Source organism: Pantoea sp. R13S299 (assembly GCF_048515925.1).
In the GTDB taxonomy this organism is placed as follows: Bacteria; Pseudomonadota; Gammaproteobacteria; order Enterobacterales; family Enterobacteriaceae; genus Pantoea.
In genome coordinates this window covers 212,457-229,424 of record NZ_JBLYEF010000005.1, presented here as the reverse complement: position 1 = coordinate 229,424, position 16,968 = coordinate 212,457, and the positions used below count along the sequence as shown (strand labels likewise).

The 16,968-nt window shown below is 57.1% G+C and carries 16 protein-coding genes; 7 read left to right on the top strand and 9 right to left on the bottom strand.

What is annotated here, in order from left to right:
* Positions 1-5: 5 nt before the first annotated feature.
* Both kefB and kefG read right to left on the bottom strand, forming a co-directional pair.
* Entirely contained in the window at positions 6-1,814 is a 1,809-nt protein-coding gene (gene kefB, locus ACN1CO_RS20170; protein ID WP_419140440.1) for a glutathione-regulated potassium-efflux system protein KefB, read from the bottom strand.
* On the bottom strand, positions 1,815-2,366 hold the full coding sequence (gene kefG / locus ACN1CO_RS20165) for a glutathione-regulated potassium-efflux system ancillary protein KefG (RefSeq protein ID WP_419140439.1): 552 nt from the start codon (positions 2,364-2,366) through the stop codon (positions 1,815-1,817).
* 112 nt (positions 2,367-2,478) lie between these two features.
* Here kefG and ACN1CO_RS20160 point away from each other — a divergent pair, with 112 nt between their 5' ends.
* The gene (locus tag ACN1CO_RS20160; RefSeq protein ID WP_419140438.1) at positions 2,479-4,383 is read left to right on the top strand and encodes an ABC transporter ATP-binding protein; all 1,905 of its coding nucleotides are present in this window, start codon (positions 2,479-2,481) and stop codon (positions 4,381-4,383) included.
* Between the two features lie 32 nt (positions 4,384-4,415).
* On the opposite strand, the gene tauD is transcribed toward ACN1CO_RS20160, so the two are convergent.
* From tauD to tauA, 4 genes are read right to left on the bottom strand one after another with little or no spacing between them, the layout of a single operon-like run.
* Positions 4,416-5,255, bottom strand: a complete 840-nt coding sequence (gene tauD / locus ACN1CO_RS20155) for a taurine dioxygenase (RefSeq protein ID WP_419140437.1) — start codon at positions 5,253-5,255, stop codon at positions 4,416-4,418.
* Positions 5,252-6,079, bottom strand: coding sequence for a taurine ABC transporter permease TauC (gene tauC / locus ACN1CO_RS20150; protein ID WP_419140436.1), 828 nt, complete (start codon positions 6,077-6,079; stop codon positions 5,252-5,254). Before tauC ends, tauD begins: the two co-directional genes overlap by 4 nt.
* Entirely contained in the window at positions 6,076-6,843 is a 768-nt protein-coding gene (tauB, locus tag ACN1CO_RS20145) for a taurine ABC transporter ATP-binding subunit (RefSeq protein ID WP_419140435.1), read from the bottom strand. The genes tauC and tauB overlap by 4 nt, the downstream gene beginning before the upstream one ends.
* Before the next feature lie 9 nt (positions 6,844-6,852).
* Positions 6,853-7,830 (bottom strand): taurine ABC transporter substrate-binding protein, encoded by a 978-nt coding sequence (gene tauA, locus ACN1CO_RS20140; protein ID WP_419140434.1) that lies wholly within the window; start codon positions 7,828-7,830, stop codon positions 6,853-6,855.
* A 236-nt stretch (positions 7,831-8,066) separates the two neighbouring features.
* Between tauA and ACN1CO_RS20135 the strand changes: the two genes are divergently transcribed.
* Positions 8,067-9,047: a LacI family DNA-binding transcriptional regulator gene (locus ACN1CO_RS20135; RefSeq protein WP_419140433.1), complete on the top strand. Its 981-nt coding sequence runs from the start codon at positions 8,067-8,069 to the stop codon at positions 9,045-9,047.
* Position 9,048: 1 nt separating this feature from the next.
* On the opposite strand, the gene ACN1CO_RS20130 is transcribed toward ACN1CO_RS20135, so the two are convergent.
* A complete protein-coding gene (locus ACN1CO_RS20130; RefSeq protein WP_090966717.1) occupies positions 9,049-9,651 on the bottom strand; it encodes a LysE family translocator in 603 nt (200 codons plus the stop codon).
* Between the two features lie 57 nt (positions 9,652-9,708).
* On the opposite strand from ACN1CO_RS20130, the gene ACN1CO_RS20125 reads away from it, so the two are divergent.
* The 3 genes from ACN1CO_RS20125 to ACN1CO_RS20115 all read left to right on the top strand — a co-directional run bounded on the left by ACN1CO_RS20125 (position 9,709) and on the right by ACN1CO_RS20115 (position 11,879).
* Positions 9,709-10,725 (top strand): hydrolase, encoded by a 1,017-nt coding sequence (locus ACN1CO_RS20125; protein ID WP_419140432.1) that lies wholly within the window; start codon positions 9,709-9,711, stop codon positions 10,723-10,725.
* Between the two features lie 4 nt (positions 10,726-10,729).
* Positions 10,730-10,948 (top strand): YheU family protein, encoded by a 219-nt coding sequence (locus ACN1CO_RS20120; protein ID WP_003852945.1) that lies wholly within the window; start codon positions 10,730-10,732, stop codon positions 10,946-10,948.
* Positions 10,949-11,009: 61 nt separating this feature from the next.
* Positions 11,010-11,879 (top strand): phosphoribulokinase, encoded by an 870-nt coding sequence (locus tag ACN1CO_RS20115; protein WP_179898862.1) that lies wholly within the window; start codon positions 11,010-11,012, stop codon positions 11,877-11,879.
* A 339-nt stretch (positions 11,880-12,218) separates the two neighbouring features.
* On the opposite strand, the gene ACN1CO_RS20110 is transcribed toward ACN1CO_RS20115, so the two are convergent.
* Positions 12,219-12,623: an OsmC family protein gene (locus ACN1CO_RS20110; protein WP_283546924.1), complete on the bottom strand. Its 405-nt coding sequence runs from the start codon at positions 12,621-12,623 to the stop codon at positions 12,219-12,221.
* 303 nt (positions 12,624-12,926) lie between these two features.
* Between ACN1CO_RS20110 and crp the strand changes: the two genes are divergently transcribed.
* Complete coding sequence (gene crp / locus ACN1CO_RS20105) at positions 12,927-13,559, top strand: cAMP-activated global transcriptional regulator CRP (protein ID WP_023489059.1); 633 nt, start codon at positions 12,927-12,929, stop codon at positions 13,557-13,559.
* Positions 13,560-13,616: 57 nt separating this feature from the next.
* Positions 13,617-15,692, top strand: a complete 2,076-nt coding sequence (locus tag ACN1CO_RS20100) for a YccS/YhfK family putative transporter (RefSeq protein WP_419140431.1) — start codon at positions 13,617-13,619, stop codon at positions 15,690-15,692.
* A 1-nt stretch (position 15,693) separates the two neighbouring features.
* Here the strand turns inward: ACN1CO_RS20100 and argD are convergent, their stop codons facing one another.
* Positions 15,694-16,914, bottom strand: coding sequence for a bifunctional acetylornithine/succinyldiaminopimelate transaminase (gene argD, locus ACN1CO_RS20095; RefSeq protein WP_419140430.1), 1,221 nt, complete (start codon positions 16,912-16,914; stop codon positions 15,694-15,696).
* Positions 16,915-16,968 lie beyond the last annotated feature (54 nt).

The window sequence follows — 16,968 nt, the reverse complement described above, 5'->3', positions numbered from 1 at the left end:
AGAGGTTATTCATCATCGTCCCAGCCGTCGATCTGTCGCTTCTCGCGCTGCATTTCGCGCTGGAAGATATCTTCCAGTTCACGCCGCGCTTCACGGACGCGCGACGCCTGCGCCGCGCTTTCAGAGAGCGTCGGCACCAGCTCGCGCAGCATCCGCATATCAAGCCGGCGGAAATGCTGCTGGGCGCGGTGCGCCTGATGGGGATGCATCCCCAGCGACATCAATGTCTTACGGCCCAGCTCCAGCGCACTGGAGAAGGTCTCACGCGAGAACTGCGTGACGCCCGCCTGTAACAGCTCGTGCGCTTCCACACGGCCACGGGCGCGCGCCTGAATCTGCAACTGCGGGAAATGTTGCTGGCACAGATGCACGATAGTCATCACATCTTCAGGCTCATTACAGGTGATCACAATCGACTGCGCGCTGGCCGCACCGGCGGCACGCAGTAACTCCAACTCGGTGGCGTCGCCGTAATAGACTTTATAGCCATATTTGCGCATCAGACTCACCACACTGATGTCGCGCTCCAGCACGGTGATGCGTTTATTGTTCGCCATCAGTAAGCGGCCCACCACCTGACCGAAGCGACCAAAGCCCACCACAATCACCTGTGGCTGATCGTCTTCAACAAAGTGTTTCTCCGCATTTTCATCCGGCTCGTTGAAGCGGCGTGCCAGCAGACGATCGATACCTTTCATCAGCAACGGCGTGGTCATCATCGACAGCGTCACCGTTACCAGCAGCATCGGCAGTTGATCGCCTGAGAAGAGCTTAGCCGAGGAGGCCGCTGAGAAGAGGACAAAGGCGAATTCGCCCCCCTGACTCAGCACGCCTGCAAACTGCTGCCGCTCTGAACTGCGCAGGCCATAAATGCGCCCCAGCAGATAGAGCACCAGCGTTTTCACCGCCACCAGCGTCACGACGCCCAGCAGGATGGTCACAATATGGGTATAGAGCACACCGAGGTTGAGCGCCATGCCCACCGAAATAAAGAACAGGCCCAGCAGTAAACCCTTGAACGGGTCGATAGCGACTTCCAGCTCATGGCGATATTCGCTCTCCGCCAGCAGGATCCCGGCAATAAAGGTCCCCAGCGCCATTGACAGGCCCAGCGCATCCATAAACAACGCGGAACCCAGCACCAGCAGCAGCGAAGCCGCGGTAAAGACTTCCCGCACGCCCGATGCGGCGATGTAACGGAAGATTGGCCGCAGCAGATAGCGTCCGCCCACCAGCATCCCGGCAAACGCCAGCACTTTCATACCGACCTTCATCCAGTCGATATGACCGCTGTCGGTTCCGGCCAGCAGCGGGATCAGCGCCAGGGCAGGAATCACCGCGATATCCTGAAACAGCAGCACCGAAAAGCCCAACTGCCCCGCTTCGCTGCGGTTCATGCCTTTATCCATCATCAGCTGCAGCGCCATGGCGGTCGAGGACATCGCCAGACCAATCCCGCCGATGATCGCCGCCTGCCAGCTAAAGTCGGTCAGCCACAATAAGCCGCCGAGAATCGCCGCTGAGAAGATGACCTGCGCCGCGCCGACGCCAAAAATGGAGCGGCGCAGCGCCCACAGCTTTGCCGGGTTCAGCTCCAGCCCGATAATAAACATCAGGAAAACCACGCCGAGCTCAGAGAAGTGAAGAATCTCGTCGACGTCGCTGATAAAGCCTAACCCCCACGGACCGATGGCGATACCCGCCACCAGATAACCCAGAACAGCACCAATACCGAGGCGAGCCGCAACCGGCACAATCAAGACCGCCGCGACCAGATAAATCACCCCGGCGGTCAGCAGCGTTTGCCCTTCCATCTATACCCCTCCATTCGGCAGCGGTGCTGCCAGCCAGTCGCCATAGGCGCGGGCATAATTTTTCATTAATTCAGGGCTCTGACGACGCGCCCAGTAGACGATCATCGGCGGCATCCAGTGCATACGGCACATCTGCGCGGTCAGCTCAAAAGGACGCATAATGTCGTTGAGCGAATAGCGGTTCAGGCCCTGCTGTTTAAAGGCGCTTTCCGGTTCTCCGGTCGTCACCACGCTACGCCAGTATTTACCTTCCAGCGCATTGCCATCCACGCCATTGGCGAAGCCGCGCGACAGCACCCGATCCAGCCACTCTTTCAGCAACGCCGGACAGCTATAGGTATAGAGCGGATGCTGGAAAATGATGACGTCATGTTCGCGCAGTAATTGTTGTTCATGATGAATATCGATAAAAAAATCCGGATAGGCCGCGTACAGATCGTGCACGGTGACGTGTTCCAGTGCCTGAGCCGGCTGCAGCAAAATCCGATTCGCGATCGAATCCTGTGATTCCGGATGAGCATAAAGCAGCAAAACCCTGGGTGGCTGCGACATCCTTTCCCTCCAAAGCGTCGTCATTGGTGCGGTTTTCCGCTACCATGCACGACGCAGCAAAATCTCATTATGTTGCCAGTAAATTAACATATTCTGACGATACGGCGCTTACATGATTGTCTTCTCAGCCTTACAAATTCGCCGCGGCATCCGCGTCCTGCTCGACAACGCCACCGCCACCATTAATCCCGGCCAGAAGGTCGGGCTGGTGGGTAAAAACGGCTGTGGTAAATCCACGCTGCTGTCGCTGTTAAAAGGTGAAATCACCAGCGATGCCGGTACCGTCACGTTCCCCTCTCACTGGGCGCTGGCCTGGGTGAATCAGGAAACCCCTGCGCTGGATAAAGCCGCGCTGGAGTACGTCATTGATGGCGATCGTCAGTTCCGTGAGCTTGAGGCAGAACTGGCGGACGCCAATTTGCGCGACGATGGCAATGCCATCGCGCTGCTGCATGGCAAGCTGGATGCGGTGCAGGCGTGGAGCATCCATGCGCGCGCCTCAAGCCTGCTACATGGTCTGGGCTTTAGCCAGGAACAGCTGCAGCGTCCGGTCAGCGACTTCTCCGGTGGCTGGCGCATGCGCCTCAACCTGGCTCAGGCGCTGATTTGCCGTTCCGATCTGCTGCTGCTGGATGAACCGACCAACCACCTCGATCTCGATGCGGTGATCTGGCTGGAGCGCTGGCTGAAGAGTTATGAAGGCACGCTGATCCTGATCTCGCACGATCGTGACTTCCTCGATCCGGTCATCGACAAAATTATTCATATCGAACAGGAGTCGATGTTCGAATACACCGGTAACTACAGCTCCTTTGAGCGGCAGCGCGTCGCCAAGCTGGCTCAGCAGCAGGCGCTGTATGAGAGTCAGCAGGAGAAAGTGGCGCACTTACACAGCTACATTGATCGCTTCCGTGCGCAGGCCACCAAGGCGAAGCAGGCACAGAGCCGTATCAAAATGCTGGAACGCATGGAGATGATCGCGCCGGCCCACGTCGACAATCCGTTCAGCTTTACCTTCCGCAAGCCGGAGAACCTGCCTAATCCACTGATGAAAATGGAGAAGGTCACCGCGGGTTATGGCGATCGTATTATTCTCGACGCCATCAAGCTCAACCTGGTGCCTGGCTCGCGCATCGGCCTGCTGGGACGTAACGGCGCCGGTAAATCGACGCTGATTAAGCTGCTGGCGGGTGAGCTGGAGGCGATGGACGGCAAGATGGGGCTGGCAAAAGGGATCAAGCTCGGTTACTTCGCCCAGCATCAGCTGGAGTACCTGCGGGCCGATGAGTCGCCGCTGCAGCATCTGTCGCGCATAGCACCTAAAGTGCTGGAACAGCAGCTGCGTGACTATCTGGGCGGCTTCGATTTCCGTGGCGACAAAGTGACTGAGAACACCGAACGCTTCTCCGGCGGTGAGAAAGCGCGACTGGTGCTGGCGCTGATTGTCTGGCAGCGCCCTAACCTGCTGCTGCTGGATGAACCGACCAACCACCTGGATCTCGATATGCGCCAGGCGCTGACCGAAGCACTGATCGACTTCGAAGGTGCGCTGGTCGTGGTCTCGCACGATCGTCACCTGCTGCGCGCGACCACCGACGATCTCTATCTGGTTCACGATGGCAAAGTGGATGTGTTTGAGGGCGACCTCGATGATTATCAGCAGTGGCTGAGCGATCTGCAGAAACAGCAGGCACAACAGGATGCCGCGCCGAAGCAGGATAACGGCAACAGCGCCCAGGCGCGTAAAGACCAGAAGCGCCGTGATGCCGAACTGCGTACCCAGACGCAGCCGCTACGCAAAGAGATAGAGAAGCTGGAAAAGCAGATGAGCAAATGGCAGAGCCAGCTGGCCGATGCCGAAGCGCAGCTCTCCGACAGTGCGATTTATGATCAGAGCCGTAAAGCGGACCTGACCACTGCGCTGCAGCGTCAGGCGGAGAGTAAATCTGCGCTGGAAGAGGTTGAGATGGCCTGGCTGGAAGCGCAGGAACAGCTCGAACAGATTATGGCCTCATAAAAAAATCTCCCCGCTTGCGGGGAGAGTCTCTTTTAACGGGGTTTATCCCCCAGCACGGTTGCCCGCTGCATGATCCGCCGGGCCGGATAGTAGTCAGCATTGGCATAATGCTGCGTGACCCGATTATCCCAGATAGCCAGATCATCTGGCTTCCAGCGCCAGCGCACCTGAAACTCCGGTTTGGTGGCATGCACAAACAGGAAGCTCAGCACCGCATCACTCTCCTTCTCGCTTAAATCCACAATCCGCGTGGTAAAGCCCTCGTTCACAAATAGCGCTTTTTTACCGCTGACCGGATGCGTGCGGATCACCGGATGCTGCACTGGCGGATGTTTTGCCACCGCCTGCTGCCAGCGCTGGTGCTCCTCTTCCGTTTTGCGGTACTTATACTCCTGAAACGACTTTTTAAAATCATGCTCGGCATTCAACCCTTCCAGCAGTTGCTTAAAGGGCTCCGAAAGAGCCTCGTAAGCCGCAATGCCGCTGGTCCAGAGCGTGTCACCGCCCGCCTCCGGCAACACCTTTGACGCCAGCAGCGCCACAGCCGGTGGTGTCTCGATAAAGGTGACATCGGTGTGCCAGTTGTCATTATCCGGCGGATTATCCTGATGGGTATCGAGCACGATAATCTCTTCGACCCCTTCCGCATGCGGATAGACCGGATGGATATGCAGATCGCCAAAGCGGATCGCCAGTGCACGATGCTGTCCCGGCGTAATTTTCTGGTCACGCAGAAACAGCACCTGATGACGCAGCAGACCATGATAAAGCTGTTCAAACTGCGCATCACTTAATGGCCGGGAGACATCCAGGTTTGAGACCTGCGCACCGATATACGGGCCAAGCGGGGTAAAACTCAGACGTTCATTCATGATTGTTCTCCACTCCAGGGCGTGAGACGGCGCTGCAACGCGCGAAGCCCGAGTTCTAAGCTAAAAGCGATAAAGGCGATCACCGCGATACCCGCCAGCACCACATCGGTGGCGAGGAATTCTCCCGCTGACTGCACCATAAAACCGAGCCCTCGCGTGGCGGCAATCAGCTCTGCTGCCACCAGCGTTGACCAGCCAACGCCCAGCCCGATGCGCAGACCGGTCAGAATCTCCGGCAACGCGCCCGGCAGAATCACCCAGCGCAGCAGCTGCCAGCGGTTAGCCCCCAGCGAGCGTGCCGCGCGAATCCGTACCTGTTGTGTGTTACGCACCCCGGCCAGGGTAGAGAGTGTCACCGGCGCGAAGATCGCCAGATAGATCAGCAGGATTTTCGACGTCTCACCAATGCCAAACCAGATCACCATCAGCGGAAGATAGGCGAGTGGCGGAATCGGACGATAAATTTCAATCAGCGGATCGAGCAGCCCGCGTGCTACCGGACTGAGGCCCATCAGAATCCCTACCGGAATGCCGATGGCAGCAGCAGCAATCAGCGCAATCAGCATCCGCGTCAGGCTGGCGGCCAGATGCTGCCACAGCGTGGCATCCATAAAGCCCTGCGCGCTGGCAATCAGCAGTAGCTTGCTGAAGACCTGCTGTGGCGACGGCAGGAACAGCGGAGCAATCAGGCCCAGCGCGGTCACGCCCCACCAGAGCAGCAACAGCAGAGAGAGACTCAGCATGCTCAGTGTAAAAGCCGTTGAAAACGGCCAGCGCAGACGACGACGCACCGGCAGAGACTTGTCGTGGATTAATGCGCTCATGCAAACGCCTCCCGCTGATCAAATACGCGGCTCAGCACATATTCGCGCTGGGCGATAAACTGCGGATCGGATTTGATGCTGCGGCACGACTCGCCTGCGGCAAAACGCTGACCAAAACCCGGACGCAGTCGCTCCACGATGCGGCCCGGCCCTGGCGACAGCAGAATCAGTTCGCTGGCCAGGAAAATCGCCTCTTCTATATCGTGCGTAATCAGCAGGATCTGTTTACCGCTGTCGCGCCATAGTGTCAGCAGCAGGGTCTGCATCTGCTCGCGGGTAAAGGCATCCAGTGCGCCGAACGGCTCATCAAGCAGCAGGAGTTGCGGATCGGTGGCCAGCGCGCGCGCAATGCCGACGCGCTGACGCTGACCGCCGGACAACTGCCAGATAGCGCGCTTTTCTGCACCTTCCAGCCCGACCTGCCTGATGAGCTTCCGCGCGATAACCTCGCGCGCCGGGCGCGACATCCCCGCCAGCTGCAGGCCAAAAGCGACGTTATCCAGCACGTTGCGCCACGGTAATAAACCTTCATTCTGAAACACCACGCCGCGCTCCGCACCAGGCCCGGTCACCGGCTGGTTATCCAGCGTGATGCTGCCCGACTCCACCGGCAGAAATCCGGCAACCAGATTCAGCAGCGTGGTTTTGCCGCATCCAGAGGGACCGAGCACCACCAGCAGTTCATGGCTGTCCAGTTGCAGATTGATATCCTGCAACACCGGCTGTCCGGCATAACGGGCATTCAAGTGAGCGATGCGCAGCATAGTGCCTCCTTACGGTTTAACTAATGGCGCGACGAAACGGGAGGTCACATAGCTGCTGTAGTCGTTATCTGCCTGCGGCACCCGGCCCTGCGCCTTCAGAAACTGGGCGGTATCGACGATCGCTTTATTGACCGGCTTGCCCAGTTGCTCAACCTGCTGCTGCGCCGTGAGGTAGGTATTGCCCTTCACCAGATCCGGCACCTGCGCTTCCGGCACGCCGCTAAGGCGTGACAGTTTGCTGAGGTTATCCGGCTGCTTCAGCCAGCTGTCAGGGCTGTTAAGATAAGCCTGCTGTGCATCAAGCGCGCTGCGGGCAAAGGCGGTCACGATCTCCGGATGCTGTTCGGCGAAATCTTTGCGGACAACCCAGACATCCAGCGTCGGCGATCCCCAGCTTCCTACTTCCGCCGAGTCGGTCAGCACCTTGCCCTCTTTCTCCAGTTCATTCACCGCAGGCGCCCAGACGTAAGCGCCATCAATATCGCCACGCTGCCAGGCCGCGATAATCGCAGGCGGCTGCAGATTAATCAGCTGTACCTGCGACGGCTTGATGCCCCAGTGTTTCAGGGCAGCCAGCAGGCTGTAGTGAGTGGTGGAGATGAACGGCACCGCGATGCGCTTGCCAATAAGATCTTTGGGTGTGGAGATGGTCTTCTTCACCACCAGCGCTTCAGAGTTGCCCAGCTGAGAGGCGAGTAAAAAGGCTTCGATCGGCAGCTTCTGCGCCGCCGCGACCGCTAAGGGGCTGGAGCCGATGTTACCGATCTGGACGTCGCCCGACGCCAGCGCGCGTAATACCCCTGCGCCGCTGTCAAACTTACGCCAGTCGACGCTGGCCCCGCTCTCTTTCGCAAAGCTATTGTCAGCCTGCGCCACTTTCGCCGGTTCGGCGGAGGTCTGGTACGCGACGGTGACATTGACCGCATCAGCCTGAAATGCCAGCAGCGCCAGCGCTGCGGCTAAGAAAGTTAAACGTGTTGCTGCCATGATCACTACCCCACCGTTTTTATCGTGAAGTCAGTGTCTCTGCGCACAATAGTTTCATAAAGGAATTAAAAATTATCCCTAATAGAAATAAGTTCTTAGATCACTATCTGCAAAACAAAGCTGAAAATCGCAAATGCTGAAAATAGCTAAAGTAAGCAAAAATGTCAGGCGCTCACATTGTCCCTGTGCTATTGATATGCGTTCCCCATTATTGCCTGTTAAGGTCTGTGAATCCGATGTCGATCGAGAAAGTCGCTCAGCTGGCTGGCGTTTCCAAAGCCACAGTATCGCGGGTTCTCAACGCGCATCCCGGCGTAAAGCCCGATACGCGTGAGAAAGTTCTGGCGGCAATCTCTGCCTGCGACTATCAGCCCAACTTACTGGCGCGTCAGCTGCGCACGGCGCAAAGCAACATGCTGCTGGTGCTGATCTCGGATATCACTAATCCCTTCTGTTCACGCGTGGTTCAGGGCATTGAAGCCGAAGCGGAACTGCATGGCTATCACATCCTGCTCTGCAACTCCGCCTCGCAGCTCCAGCGTGAAGCCGCCTATCTCTCCCTGCTGACCGGAAAAGTGGTGGATGGCGTGATTACGATGGATGCCGCATCCGGTTTACAGGATTTGCAGGCGCTGATCGCCGGTGCGCCGTGGGTGCAGTGCTGTGAGTTTGATCCGGATATCCCCGCCTCCTCAGTCAGCATTGATCATCTGGAAGCCGCACGCGACACCATCCATTACCTCGCGGGTAAAGGACGTAAGCGTATCGGACTGGTCAATGGCGACATGCGTTACCTCTACTCACATCATCGTGAAAAAGGCTACCGGCAGGCGATTGAAGAGCTGGGATATGCGTGGTCCGGCGTCTCCTATACCTATGAAATCTCTCCTGAAGCGGGCAGCCAGGCGATGCGGGAATTAATGACGCTGCCGGAACCGCCGGATGCGGTATTTGCGGTTTCAGATGTGCTGGCGGTGGGCGTGGTACATGCGGCGCTGGAGGCGGGTCTGCGCGTACCGGAAGATCTGGCGGTGGTCGGATTTGATGGCGTGCCGTTTACCCGCAGCCTGAATCCGCCGCTGACCACCATCGAGCAGCCGATGAACCAGCTGGGCGCGCGCAGCGTGCAGCTGTTGCTGCAAAAAATCCGCAACCCGAACGCGCCAGTGATCCGTGAGGTGCTGCCCTGGACGCGCGTTGAACGCGCATCCAGCTAACTCAGTGCCAGATTAACAGCACGCAGGCGGCGGTCAGCAGCCCCATGGCGAGGTTAAAGATTTTCCAGGCGCGGCGGCTGCGCAGAATGCGGCCGATCATCGCGCCGAATCCCATCCAGATCACGCCCGAGACGAGATTAACCAGAAACATGCCGACGCTTATCGCCATCACCGAATGGCGATACGCATCACCGGCCAGACTGAAGCTGGCGACCGCGCCCAGCGCCATCAGCCAGGCCTTGGGATTGATCAGCTGCAACAATCCCCCCTGCCAGAACGGCATCGGCGCATCTGGCGCCTGGTCAGTTTCCAGTTTTTCATAACTGGCCGTCGCTATCTTCCACGCCAGCCAGAGCAGATAGAGGCTACCGGCGATTTTCAGCACCAGGTGCAGCGAAGGATAGAGCAGGATCAGACCGCCTACGCCAAAGGCCACCATCAGCAGCATCACCTGCATGCCGATCATGATGCCAATCATCAACGGAATGGTGCGCAGAAAGCCAAAATTAGCGCCCGAGGCGGTGAGTAACATATTATTGGGACCCGGCGTAATGGCCGCGACCCAAAGAAATCCTAACATTGATAAGAAAAGACTCAGTTCCATGGCAATCGGGTACTCCTTACCCTGCAAGAAAAAACTTATCGAAGCTAACAGTGTGATATGGAACAGACAAGCTTTTACCACATGAAATTTACCGGACCGGAAAACGAGCACTTCACACCCCCTGACAGTCTGCGCAATGCGCACCTGCAGACGATGCTGCCGCGCCTGTTACGTCGCCGTAGCACCTTCGATCCTCACTGGCAGCGACTCGATCTGCCGGATGGCGACTTCGTCGATCTCGCCTGGAGCGAAGATCCCCAACTGGCGCAGCATAAACCGCGCGTGGTGCTGTTTCATGGACTGGAAGGCAGCTTTCACAGCCCCTATATTCATGGCCTGATGGACATCTGCCGCGCGCGCGGCTGGCTGGCTGTGGTGATGCATTTTCGCGGCTGCAGCGGCGAACCTAACCGGCTCAATCGCATCTATCACTCCGGCGAAACCGAAGATGCCCGCTTCTTCCTGCACTGGCTGCGCACGCGCTGGGGCAATGTGCCCACCGCTGCCGTCGGTTTCTCGCTGGGCGGCAACATGCTGGGCTGCCTGCTGGGCCAGCAGGGTTCAGCCGCTGAGGTGGATGCGGCCGTGATTGTCTCCGCCCCGCTGCTGCTGGAACCGTGCAGCGTGAAACTGGAACGCGGCTTCTCACGCTTCTATCAATACTATTTGCTGGCGCAGCTCAAGAAAAATGCCCGCCGCAAACTGCACGCCTGGCCGGACACGCTGCCTGTCAATCTGGCGCAGCTGAAAGCGCTGCGGCGACTGCGCGATTTTGATGATGCGATTACTGCCCGCGCCCACGGTTTTGTTGATGCAGCAGATTACTACCATCGTGCCAGCGCCATGCCCTGGCTGAAGCACGTAGAGAAACCGCTGCTGATCATCCACGCCAAAGACGATCCCTTCATGAGTGATGAGGTCATCCCGCACAGCAGCCAATTATCTGCCACTATTACTTATCAACTGACACCCCATGGCGGCCACGTAGGTTTTGTCGGCGGGACGTTACGCCAGCCTGAAATGTGGCTGGAACAGCGCATCCCGCAGTGGATCGCCCCTATTCTGGATAACTGATCTCGTGATTATTCCCTGGCAACAGGTCTCACCAGAGACCCTTGAAAATCTGATTGAAACCTTTGTGCTGCGCGAAGGTACGGACTATGGCGAGCAGGAACGCAGCCTGCTGGACAAGGTGGCTGATGTGCGACGCCAGCTGGAAACCGGTGAAGTGGTGCTGGTGTGGTCGGAACTGCATGAATCGGTCAATATCATGCCACGCAAAGAATTTCGCGGCTGATGCACCCGGCATCATTTCATGATAACAATGCTCATCGCCCGACCTCACAGGGAGCTTTTCTATGTCTGCACGTCATCCCATTATCGCGGTGACCGGTTCCAGCGGCGCAGGGACCACCACTACCAGCCTCGCGTTTCGCAAAATCTTTCAGCAGCTCGATCTTCATGCGGCCGAGCTGGAAGGTGACAGCTTTCACCGCTTTACCCGCCCTGAAATGGATATGGCGATTCGTAAAGCGCGCGATTTAGGGCGTCATGTCAGCTACTTCGGTCCGGAAGCTAATGACTTTGGCCTGCTGGAACAGAGCTTTAAAGAGTATGGTCAAAGCGGACAGGGGCAATCGCGTAAATATCTGCACACCTACGATGAAGCAGTACCGTGGAATCAGGTGCCCGGCACCTTTACGCCATGGCAGCCGCTGCCGCAGAACACCGACATTCTTTTCTATGAAGGACTGCACGGTGGCGTGGTAACAGCACAACACAACGTGGCGGAACAGGTCGATCTGCTGGTGGGCGTGGTGCCGATTGTTAACCTGGAGTGGATTCAGAAGCTGGTGCGCGACACTGGCGAGCGCGGTCATTCACGTGAAGCGGTGATGGATTCCGTGGTGCGCTCAATGGAGGATTACATCAACTTCATCACGCCGCAGTTCTCACGCACCCACCTCAACTTTCAGCGCGTCCCGACCGTCGATACCTCAAACCCGTTCGCGGCCCGCGCCATTCCGTCACTGGATGAGAGCTTTGTGGTGATTCACTTTCAGGCGCTGGAAGATATCGACTTCCCCTACCTGCTGGCGATGCTGCAGGGATCATTTATCTCGCACATCAATACGCTGGTCGTGCCCGGCGGCAAAATGGGTCTGGCGATGGAGTTGATCATGGGCCCGCTGGTGAAACGGCTGATGGAAGGTAAACGGATAGAGTAAGAGTTCAAAAGGGCCTTTCCAGACTAATGCCAATGCTGGATAAGTCTAACAGCAGCGAAAAAACTTAACACGCAGGGAACCGGGTCACAAGAGGAAAGCGTCCCGCGCCAGGGACAAAAACGCCGGGAGCGTTTTTGAACAACGCAACGCGTTGGCCCGGCAACGGGCGCACCTCAGGGATGAGGTGCGTAATCGCGCGGGCCGAGCGGCCAGGGATTGGCTCAAGCGACTTTCCGATCTGACCCGGTTCCCCTGCGCCAGCAAAGTCTCAAAGCGAATTCCCCATCCAGGCACGGCCTCACACCGGACTACCAGCAACTTTGAAAAAAACTGCGACTGTTACAGCTCAACCACTTCATAGCTATGCGTCATCGTCACACCTTTACCCAGCATGATGGCCACCGAGCAATATTTTTCTGCAGAAAGATCCACCGCGCGTGAGACCGCTTTATCCTGGAGCGCTTTACCACTCACGATAAAATGCAGGTTGATGTGCGTAAAGATTCTCGGCGCCTCTTCACGACGTTCTGAGGTCAGTTTTACTTCACAATCAGCCACATCGTTGCGGCCTTTTTGCAGAATTGAAACCACATCAATCGCGCTGCATCCGCCAGCCGCCATCAGCACCATCTCCATTGGGCTGGGCGCTTTATCACCTGAATTGCCATCCATCAGTATCTGATGGCCGGATGAGGATTCTCCGAGGAATGTCAGCCCTTCTACCCACTTCACTCTTGCCTGCATGATTTTTGCTCCGGAATACGCTGTTTTGCCGCCAGACTACGCTTTCACCTGGTAAACAGCAATCCAGAGAAATCCGCCTGTAGCTGAAGCGAGACAACAGAAGACAGTCGGCAAAAGCTGTGCTACAAACAGTGCTGAAAATATTTTTCGTCACCCGATGGCGAAGCCGGGAAGAATGATGCGCACTGCGCCTGATGCGGCCCGAATAATTTCCTGAAAGGGAAACGCTTGAAGCTTTCACCGCCTGACAGGGAAAACTGCCCCCTGTATTTTGGGCACGATTACAACAGAGGATAATAGCGAATGGTTCTCGGCAAACCGCAAACAGACCCTACACTCGAATGGTTCCTGTCCCATTGCCATATTCACAAGTATCCATCCAAAAGTACGCTTATTCACCAAGGTGAAAAAGCAGAAACGCTTTACTACATCGTTAAAGGTTCCGTCGCGGTTCTGATTAAAGATGAAGAAGGCAAAGAGATGATTCTTTCCTACCTGAATCAGGGCGATTTCATTGGTGAGCTTGGCCTCTTCGAAGAAGGCCAGGAGCGCAGCGCCTGGGTACGTGCGAAAAGCGCGTGCGAAGTGGCGGAAATTTCTTACAAGAAATTCCGTCAGCTGATCCAGGTTAACCCCGACATCCTGATGCGACTCTCAGCACAGATGGCGAGTCGCCTGCAGGTCACGTCTGAAAAAGTGGGTAACCTCGCTTTCCTCGACGTCACCGGACGCATTGCACAGACCCTGCTCAACCTGGCGAAGCAGCCAGATGCCATGACGCATCCCGACGGCATGCAAATTAAAATCACTCGTCAGGAAATTGGCCAGATTGTTGGTTGTTCACGCGAAACCGTGGGCCGTATTTTGAAGATGCTGGAAGATCAGAACCTGATCTCCGCACACGGCAAAACCATCGTCGTTTACGGCACCCGCTAATTCCTGTCACCCACGGCGTGATGGCAACATCACGCCGTTATTGTTTGTGTTGGGCCGATGTGGCGTCGAATCATTTACCATCCTGAAGTTAACTATGCCTTGAGGCAAACGCTGGTCCTCTGTCTGCCAGTGGCGCTGGGCTGGCTGGCTGGCGACCTGCAAAAAGGTCTGCTGTTCTCGTTAGTGCCCGCCTGCTGCAACATTTCCGGTCTGGATACCCCGCACAAACGCTTCTTCAAACGTCTGATTGTTGGCGGCAGCCTGTTTGCCCTCGGCAGCTTTCTGATTCAGTGGCTCACCCTGCATGCGATTCCACTGCCGCTGATCCTCTTCGCTATGCCCCTGCTGCTCGGCGTCACCGGTGAAATCAGCCCGCTGCATGGCCGCCTGCTGCCCGGCACCCTTATCGCCGCCATCTTCACCCTCAGCCTGATTGGCCGCATGCCCATCTACGTCACCCCGCTGCTCTATATCGGCGGCACGCTCTGGTATGGGGTCTTCAACTGGTTCTGGTTCTGGCTGTGGAAAGAGCAGCCGATGCGCGAAAGCCTCAGCCTGATCTACCGCGAGCTGGCTAACTACTGCGACGCCAAATATACCCTGCTCACGCAGCTCACCGATCCGGAAAAGGCGCTGCCGCCGCTGCTGGCACGTCAGCAGAAAGTGGTCGATTTGATCAACACCTGTTATCAGCAGATGCACATGCTGTCGGCAAGCCGCGATCACAGCCATAAACGGCTGACGCGCGCCTTTCAGGTGGCACTGGATCTGCAGGAGCATATCTCAGTCAGCCTGCATCGGCCGGAAGAGGTGCAAAAACTGGTCGAGCAGAGCCATGCCGAAGCGGTCATTCGCTGGAATGCCAAAACCATCTCGGCCCGGCTGCGTGTGCTGGCGGATAACATCCTTTATCACCAGCTACCCGATCGCTTTGCAATGGATAAACAGCTCGGTGCGCTGGAAAAGATCGCCCATCAGCATCCCGACAATCCGGTAGGTAACTTCTGCCTTTACCACTTCAATCGCATTGCGCGGGTCCTGCGCACCCAGAAACCGTTGTATCAACGCGATCTGATGGCGGACCGCCAGCGCCGTCTGCCGCTGTTACCGGCGCTGCGCAGTTATCTCTCATTCCGCTCGTCGGCACTGCGCACTGCCGGCCGCTTTGCAGTCATGCTGATGCTGGGAAGCGCGCTGGCGCTGTTCTTCAACATCCCCAAACCCTACTGGATCCTGATGACCATCATGTTCGTCAGCCAGAACGGTTACAGCGCTACCCGTGTCCGCATCCAGCATAGGGCGCTGGGCACCTTTGCCGGTCTGGTCATCGCGGCCGCGACGCTGCGCCTGGCGGTGCCGGAGTCGCTGGTGCTGATGATCATGCTGGCGATAACCTTTATCAGCTATCGCTTTACCCGCCAGTTCTATGGCTGGTCGATGATTGGCTTTACGGTCACGGCGGTTTACTCGCTGCAACTGCTGTCGCTGAATGGCGCGCAGTTCCTGCTGCCGCGACTGATGGATACGCTGATGGGCTGTCTGATCGCCTTTGGCGGGATGCTGTGGCTATGGCCGCAGTGGCAGAGCGGCTTACTGCGGCAAAACGCCCATGACGCGCTGGAAACCTATCAGGATGCGCTGCGGCTGTTGCTGGGCGATGAACAGTCGCCAGAGAAACTGGCTTATCAGCGCGTGAAGGTTAATCAGGCGCACAATGCGCTGTTTAACTCCCTGAATCAGGCGATGCAGGAACCGGCATTCAACTCCCGCTACCTGAGTGATATGCGGCTCTGGGTCACGCACAGCCAGTTTATTGTTGAGCATATCAATGCGATAACGATTCTGGCGCGCGAGCACACCATGCTGACGGCCTCACTGGCTGAACGCTATCTGCAATCCTGTGAAATCGCGCTGCAGCGCTGTCAGCAGCGGCTGGAATATGATGGTGAAAGCTCACAGGTCAATCTGCTGGATGATCTGGAGAATATCAGTGAGGGACCGATTACGGTGGTGGAGCAGCATGTGCGGCGCATTCTCGATCATCTGAGCGTGATGTACACCATTTCATCGCTGGCGTGGAACCAGCGACCACAACATGGCCGCTGGCTGATCAGACGCTTACGTAAAAACTAAGTTAGCTGTTGAGCACTTTGCCGACGGCGGTGGCGAAGCGGCTCATGCCCTCTTCAATGTCGGCCGGTTCGATAATCAGTGACGGGGCAAAACGCATCACGTCGGTTCCGGCCACCAGCACCATCACACCTTCAGCGGCGGCGGCATTCAGAATGTCGCGCGACCTGCCGGCATGCTGAGGTTTCAGCGCAGCACCAATCAGCAGCCCTTTGCCGCGAATGTCGCTGAACAGATCATACTTCGCGTCGATAGCTTTCAGCGCCGTGACAAAATGCTGACGACGCATCTCAACGCCCGCCAGCACGTCTGGCGTATTGATTATATCCAGCGCCGTTTCGGCGATGGCGCAGGCCAGCGGATTGCCGCCATAGGTGGTGCCATGCACGCCCGGCGCCATGGTCGAGGCGATCTCGTTAGTGGTCAGCATGGCGCTGACCGGGAAGCCGCCGCCCAGCGCTTTGGCTGAGGTCAGAATATCGGGCTGAATGCCATAATGCTCATAGGCGAACAGCTTGCCGCTGCGTCCCATGCCGCTCTGTACTTCATCCAGCACCAGCAGCGCCTGATGCTGATCGCAAAGCGCACGCAGTCCCTGCATAAATTCCTGCGTCGCGGGCACCACGCCGCCTTCACCCTGAATCGGTTCAACCACGATGGCGCAGGTATGATCGTCAATAACGGCTTTCACCGCGTCCAGGTCATTGAACGGCACGTGAACGATATCGGCCGGTTTAGGGCCGAATCCGTCAGAATATTTTGGCTGTCCGCCGACCGTAACGGTGAACAGCGTCCGGCCATGAAAAGCATTATGGAAGGCGATGATCTTACTTTTGAACGGGCTGTGACGTTTGCAGGCATAGTAGCGCGCCAGCTTAAAGGCGGCTTCGTTGGCTTCGGCACCGGAGTTGGCGAAAAATACGCGGTCAGCAAAGGTCGCCTGGATTAATTTACTGGCGAGGCGCAGTGCCGGTTCGTTGGTGAAGACGTTGCTGGTGTGCCACAGCGTCTCGCCCTGGCTTTTCAGCGTTTCCACCAGCGCAGGATGGCAGTGTCCAAGTGCGGTGACGGCGATACCACCTGAGAAATCGATATACTCTTTGCCCTGCTGATCCCATACGCGACTGCCTTTACCTTTTACCGGCACGAACTGCGCAGGTGCATAAACAGGCAAAATAACGTTATCGAACGTCTCCCGCGTGACCGCAATTTTTTCCGCTGCCATTAGTAACCCCATCTGGATGATTGTTGTGCTGACCTGAAATAATAATCACAAAAT

What these genes read in the sequence shown, in the direction of transcription:
- argD (WP_419140430.1), bottom strand. Translation starts at nt 16,914, where the DNA reads ATGGCAGCGGAAAAAATTGCGGTCACGCGGGAGACGTTCGATAACGTT.
- ACN1CO_RS20110 (WP_283546924.1), bottom strand. Translation starts at nt 12,623, where the DNA reads ATGCAGGCAAGAGTGAAGTGGGTAGAAGGGCTGACATTCCTCGGAGAA.
- tauD (WP_419140437.1), bottom strand. Translation starts at nt 5,255, where the DNA reads ATGAATGAACGTCTGAGTTTTACCCCGCTTGGCCCGTATATCGGTGCG.
- tauC (WP_419140436.1), bottom strand. Translation starts at nt 6,079, where the DNA reads ATGAGCGCATTAATCCACGACAAGTCTCTGCCGGTGCGTCGTCGTCTG.
- kefG (WP_419140439.1), bottom strand. Translation starts at nt 2,366, where the DNA reads ATGTCGCAGCCACCCAGGGTTTTGCTGCTTTATGCTCATCCGGAATCA.
- crp (WP_023489059.1), top strand. Translation starts at nt 12,927, where the DNA reads ATGGTTCTCGGCAAACCGCAAACAGACCCTACACTCGAATGGTTCCTG.
- ACN1CO_RS20160 (WP_419140438.1), top strand. Translation starts at nt 2,479, where the DNA reads ATGATTGTCTTCTCAGCCTTACAAATTCGCCGCGGCATCCGCGTCCTG.
- tauB (WP_419140435.1), bottom strand. Translation starts at nt 6,843, where the DNA reads ATGCTGCGCATCGCTCACTTGAATGCCCGTTATGCCGGACAGCCGGTG.
- kefB (WP_419140440.1), bottom strand. Translation starts at nt 1,814, where the DNA reads ATGGAAGGGCAAACGCTGCTGACCGCCGGGGTGATTTATCTGGTCGCG.
- tauA (WP_419140434.1), bottom strand. Translation starts at nt 7,830, where the DNA reads ATGGCAGCAACACGTTTAACTTTCTTAGCCGCAGCGCTGGCGCTGCTG.
- ACN1CO_RS20135 (WP_419140433.1), top strand. Translation starts at nt 8,067, where the DNA reads ATGTCGATCGAGAAAGTCGCTCAGCTGGCTGGCGTTTCCAAAGCCACA.
- ACN1CO_RS20130 (WP_090966717.1), bottom strand. Translation starts at nt 9,651, where the DNA reads ATGGAACTGAGTCTTTTCTTATCAATGTTAGGATTTCTTTGGGTCGCG.
- ACN1CO_RS20125 (WP_419140432.1), top strand. Translation starts at nt 9,709, where the DNA reads ATGGAACAGACAAGCTTTTACCACATGAAATTTACCGGACCGGAAAAC.
- ACN1CO_RS20100 (WP_419140431.1), top strand. Translation starts at nt 13,617, where the DNA reads ATGTGGCGTCGAATCATTTACCATCCTGAAGTTAACTATGCCTTGAGG.
- ACN1CO_RS20115 (WP_179898862.1), top strand. Translation starts at nt 11,010, where the DNA reads ATGTCTGCACGTCATCCCATTATCGCGGTGACCGGTTCCAGCGGCGCA.